This is a genomic window from Yoonia sp., assembly GCF_014859355.1.
GTDB lineage: Bacteria > Pseudomonadota > Alphaproteobacteria > Rhodobacterales > Rhodobacteraceae > Yoonia.
On record NZ_JACUUJ010000093.1, the window covers coordinates 1 to 2,175 of the forward strand.

General features: G+C 63.4%; 2 protein-coding genes and 1 pseudogene. 2 read left to right on the forward strand and 1 reads right to left on the reverse strand.

What is annotated here, in order from left to right:
* Positions 1 to 69 precede the first annotated feature (69 nt).
* Both IBX59_RS15085 and iolG read left to right on the forward strand, forming a co-directional pair.
* Positions 70 to 909, forward strand: coding sequence for a class II fructose-bisphosphate aldolase (locus IBX59_RS15085; RefSeq protein ID WP_296377041.1), 840 nt, complete (start codon positions 70 to 72; stop codon positions 907 to 909).
* A 1-nt stretch (position 910) separates the two neighbouring features.
* Positions 911 to 1,906, forward strand: a complete 996-nt coding sequence (iolG, locus tag IBX59_RS15090) for an inositol 2-dehydrogenase (protein ID WP_296377039.1) — start codon at positions 911 to 913, stop codon at positions 1,904 to 1,906.
* A 74-nt stretch (positions 1,907 to 1,980) separates the two neighbouring features.
* Here iolG and IBX59_RS15095 read toward each other — a convergent pair.
* A pseudogene (locus IBX59_RS15095) lies at positions 1,981 to 2,175 on the reverse strand (hypothetical protein); the annotation flags it as partial.

Here is a 2,175-nt window from a genome sequence, read left to right on the forward strand (position 1 = left end):
CAGCGTGCAGCGCTACGCCCTGCATGTGCGCACCATCCCCGGCATCATGGATATGGTGGCGAAGTTCAAATGACACTGGCAACGCTTCGTGATGTTCTGCAACCGGCCGTGGCAGGGGGCTATGCGGTGCCCGGACTGGTCTGCCTGGGGTGGGAAGACATGCGCGCCTATGCCATGGCAGCACAGGCTGAACGCGCGCCCGTGATCCTGCAAGCCGGGCCAAGCTGCCGCGCGCATACGCCCTTGCCGGTGCTGGGCGCGATGATGCGTTATCTGGCAGCGGATGTGGATGTGCCGGTGGTCGTGCATCTGGACCATGGCTACACGCTGGACGAATGCCGCGCTGCGCGCGATGCAGGCTTCACGTCGCTGATGTATGACGGCTCACGCAAGCCCTTGGCGCAGAACATCACAGAGACCGCGCAGATTGCCGAACTCGCCCATGCGGCGGGCATTTCCTGCGAAGGGGAAATCGGCTTTGTGGGCTATTCGGGGGGGGAAGGCTCTGCCGGAACCGACCCGGCAGAGGCCGAAATCTTCGCCCGCGACACGGGCATTGACGCCATGGCCATGTCCGTGGGCAACGTGCATCTGCAAACCGATCATGAAGGGGGTCTGGATGAAGCCCGTATCCGCGCGATCGAGGCCGCTTGCGACGTGCCGCTGGTCATTCATGGCGGCTCTGGCGTGCCTTATGCGCAGCGTGCGGCACTGGCCGCGGGCACCCGGATCGCCAAGTTCAATATCGGCACCGAATTGCGCATGGCCTTTGGCGCGGCCCTGCGGGCGGCAGTGAACGCGGACCCCGCGCGCTTTGACCGCGTGTCGATACTGCAAGAAACACATGACCCGGTTTTCGACGCCGCGCGCGCGGTGATCAGGGGCTTGGGCACATCAGGAAAGGCTTGAGATGTTAAGACTTGGATTACTGGGCTGCGGGCGGATCGGGCAGGTGCATGCCCGCAGCATCAAGGCCCTCGACGACGCGCGGGTTGTCGCCGTGGCCGATGCGATGCCCGCCGCCGCCAACGCACTGGCCGCCAGCACTGGGGCAGAGGTGCGCGATGTCGACGCGATCCTGACGGCTACGGATGTGGACGCGGTGATCATAGGCACGCCCACGGACTGCCATTTCGATCAGATCATGGCGGCAGCGAAGGCAGGAAAGGCGGTTTTTTGCGAAAAGCCTATCGACATGTCGGTGGACAATATTCGCGCCTGTATGGACGCGGTCGCGGCCGCTGGCGTGCCCTTCATGGCCGGGTTCAACCGCAGGTTTGATCCAAATTTCGCCACGCTGCGCGCGCGCATCCGCGCGGGCGATATTGGCGCGGTGGAACTTGTCGCCATCACGTCGCGCGATCCTGCGCCGCCCCCTGTGTCCTATATCGAACGCTCCGGCGGGTTGTTTCGGGACATGATGATCCATGATTTCGACATGGCGCGCTTTCTGATGGGCGAGGAATTTATCCGCCTGCATGCGGTGGGCAGCAGCCTTGTGGACCCGGACATCGGGCGTGCGGGCGACGTCGATACCGCTGCCGTGATTCTGACCACGGCCAGCGGCCGGATCTGCCAGATTTCCAACTCGCGCCGCGCCGCCTATGGCTATGACCAGCGCGTTGAGGTGCATGGGGCACACGGCATGCTGCGCGCCGAAAACCAGCTTGAAAGCACGGTTGAAATCGCCACCGAAGCAGGCTTTCGCCGCGACCCGGCGCAACATTTCTTTCTGGAACGCTATGAGGCCGCCTATCTGGCCGAAATGCGCGGTTTCATCGCCGCCGCCACCGGTGGGGTGCAGGCTGACCCGAACATTCTTGATGGCCTGCAAGCGCAGATCATGGCCGATGCGGCAACTCTTTCCCGGCAAAGCGGACAGCCGGTGGATTTGCCTACGCCCTAATCGGCGTCGTCGGGTCGCCAGTTCAAGACCCGATGCCAAGCCAGATACCCGCCAATTGCCGCTGACAGATAGGCCTAGGCGGTGTTGCCCGCGTACCATTCAACGCTGGCCCAGATAAATGGTGCCGCAACCAGCAGGTAGCGGCGCCATTTGACCCGGTAGAAAGGATGGGCTGGGTCTATCAGGCGCATTTCGGTTCTTTTATGGTCTGATCGCACTAAGTGTCGCGGATCGCTGTGATCGTGGCAAGCGCCCGCGCCGTCACGCCC